We start from the raw sequence: 2,936 nt of genomic DNA, 5'->3' as shown, positions 1-2,936 counted from the left end.
GGCCCAGGTGGCCCAGGTCGTACACCTGTAGGTCGGGTGGGGTTTCCATCCCAAAATCCTAAGGCCAAGGAACGAGGGGTGCGGAATGTCGGCCAGGGTGCCACGGGGAGGGTTACGCGGAGGGCCTGGGGTTACGCGAGGTTACGCGGGAGGCCAGGCGTGGAACCCCTTCCACGTAACCCCGCGTAATCTTCCCCCTGCTACCCTGGGGCTAACCCGTAAGGGGGTGAAGGAGATGCTCAAAGAAGTGCAGGAGGTCAAGGTCGGCGGCCGGACGCGGCGGGTTTACGTGAGGCCCTTCGCCTGGGGTTTGAAGAATCCCTCCCACATGGAGTGGACCCCAGACGGCAGGCTTTTGGTTTCCGAACACACTGCGGGCACTGTTCGGGACATTACAAAAGGGGGGGACGCTTCGGAGGCTAAACCTTTGGTGTACAATCTACAGGGTCCCGCTGCTATTCGCCCTACTGAGGACGGCAAGGTTCTCGTTGTGGAAACGTGGGGAGGAGCTATTGCGGATATCGCCGGAGGGGGTGATGCAACAAAACTACCTAAATTAGCCGAAAACCTAAAGGGCCCCTACACCCTAGCCGTGCTGAACCTAGGGAAAAAGGGGGAGACCTTTTTTGTAAGCGAAAGTTCCTCTTCCTTCATGACACAAATCACCCGTCTAAGTCTAGGTGACCATGAGCGAGAGCCCAAAGCTTTTATCCTAGACATACCTGCCCGACATGGTGAGCCTGGGCTGACCCCCCCAGAGTCATGGCCCGACAAGTGGGAAAAGTATGCAGCAGCAGGATGTGTCAAAAATTGGATTGACGATGCTGCTGGAAGGGGCTTCTTCTACCTCGCTGTAGGAAGCCTGGGCCAGATCTTCCGCATAAATCCAGATGAATTGCCGGAGGAAATTACCTACTCTGAGTTGGTTGCCCATCCGGATGCGTTGGTAGCCTGGGGGCTTCATCGCCTAGGAGGGATGCGGTTTCATCCCTCATCCGGATTGCTCTTTGCCGTTCAGCCAGAGATGGGAGAAGTCATTGCCGTAGACCCCGCTCAACCCGGCAATTATCTCTTCCAGCCTCCCGTCGTGAGGGGGCTAAGGATGCCTACTTGCGTAAGGTTCTCTCAGGACTCAGAGAAAATGTACGTTTGCTCCTCTGCCGACGGGGTGGTCTGGGAAGTAGAGGGTTTCTTAACTTAGCTGAGCGTGTTCTTATTAGCCACGATCCTGTTTTTGGCCAGCTGTGCTGGGGGGGCCGTAGGCACTGCGGCCTCCCTCTACCTCGCTCGCTTAGACAACCCCTTCTACCTTGGCCTGCAACACGCCATCGGTTGGGGTGCCTCCGTCTTAGCCCTCTTCACAGGCTACCTTCTGGATCGGACGGACCGCAAAAAAGCCCTCACCTTCGGGCTTCTCTCCGGCAGTCTCCTGCGGTTTCTTTTAGGAACAAGCCTCGGCCTCATTGGTCCATGGACCTTTCTCGGCCTTTACCTGGTAGGCAATATCCTTGAGCTTCTTCTGGAGGTCCGGGTCCTGGTCCCTAGACTCGTGCCGCAGGAACGGGAGAAGGCCCATGGGCGTCTTTACACGGCAAGCCTCCTTGCTGACCTTCTCGGCGCCCCCTTGGGCGCCTTCCTCTTCGTCCAGAACCCCTCCTGGCCCTTTTTGCTCGGGGGCGCGCTAGGCCTTATAGCTCTCAACTTCGCAGCCAGGCTCCCTCCCATACCGCCCCTTGGCAAAGCCTCCCCGGGGATGCTGGCCGGCCTGAGGTGGCTGTACCAGGAAGCCTTCTTTCGTCGGCTAGCCGGAACGGTCCTTGGAGCCAGCTTCCTCCGGGTCATGCCCTTCGCCCTTCTTCCCCTCTGGTCCCTCCAAGCCGGGTACGGACCCATAGGGTATGGGCTCCTCAGCACCGCCTTCTCCCTTGGGGGGGCCTTAGGAGGGCTTTTGGCAGGGAAACTTAAAGGCAAAAGGCCGCAAAGGGTGCTCAGCCTCCTTTTCCTTATGGACGCTGGGGCCATCTTAGGTTTGCTCCTCAAGCCCCCCCTTCCCCTGGGTCTGCTCCTCGTAGCCCTCCTGGGGATAAGCGCTATCCTTTTGGGAGTGCAGGAGGTGGTGCTAAGGCAAGCCTTGGCCCCGGATGCCCTGCTGGGCCGGGTAGGGGGTGGAATGAGGTTCCTTAGCGGCTCGGCCGGGCTTTTGGGGGCACTTTTGGCGGGGGCAGTGGGGGGAAAGGTGGGCTTGGAGGAGGTCTATCTGGGAGCGGGGCTTGGATTTCTCCTCCTGGCCTTGGTCGCCTGGGGCTTCCTCGGCCAAATGGAGAAACGGACCCGGTGATCTCCTGGGAGCGTTTTCTGCCTCGCCTCCTTTCTCCTCCTCGGCCCCACGGCCCGGCTAGCCCGTCAGGAGCCCCGCCGCTAGAGGGGCCGGCCGGATTTCGCGAGGGCTTGGGGCCCTGGTTACGGGGAGCCACGCGGGATGCTGGCCGTGGCACCCTTTCCACGTAACCTCCGCGTAACCTCCCCCCTGCTACCCTGGGGCTAACCCGTAAGGGGGTGAAGCAAATGACGGTTTACACGGTTACTCGGGTCCTTCGGCAAGCTGGACAAGGAGGCGAACAACCCACGCTTTTCCGCGGTAGAGAAGGACTTACCAATCGTAGAGGGCATGACGCTGGAGGTTGGTGATATCCTTAAAACGCGGGACGGCCTCGTGGAGGTTAGGGATAACTACGGCCTGGTCCTTCGCTTGGGCCCATCTTCGGAGCTTGAGTACGTTTAACCCAAGTTGCTACCTATCCCCTGGATCTGAAAAAATAGTGGCCGCTATGCTTTCCCGTCTCCCCCTTTTCGGATATTCACCTGCGTACTCACCTCACGCCACCACCCGCAACACCCGGGTGATGGGCAGACCCGCCTGCCCAAGAAGCTGGGCC

At 59.6% G+C, this 2,936-nt stretch carries 2 protein-coding genes; both read left to right on the top strand.

The window, feature by feature from the left end; genetic code table 11:
• Window positions 1-235: 235 nt before the first annotated feature.
• Window positions 236-1,201, top strand: coding sequence for a hypothetical protein (locus BLP62_RS13325; protein WP_093008749.1), 966 nt, complete (start codon window positions 236-238; stop codon window positions 1,199-1,201).
• Between the two features lie 6 nt (window positions 1,202-1,207).
• On the top strand, window positions 1,208-2,338 hold the full coding sequence (locus BLP62_RS13320; protein ID WP_176758239.1) for an MFS transporter: 1,131 nt from the start codon (window positions 1,208-1,210) through the stop codon (window positions 2,336-2,338).
• Window positions 2,339-2,936 lie beyond the last annotated feature (598 nt).

It is taken from the genome of Thermus arciformis (assembly GCF_900102145.1).
GTDB lineage: Bacteria > Deinococcota > Deinococci > Deinococcales > Thermaceae > Thermus > Thermus arciformis.
Note: the sequence above shows the minus strand (reverse complement) of the source record. Positions and strands in the feature narration are given on the sequence as shown.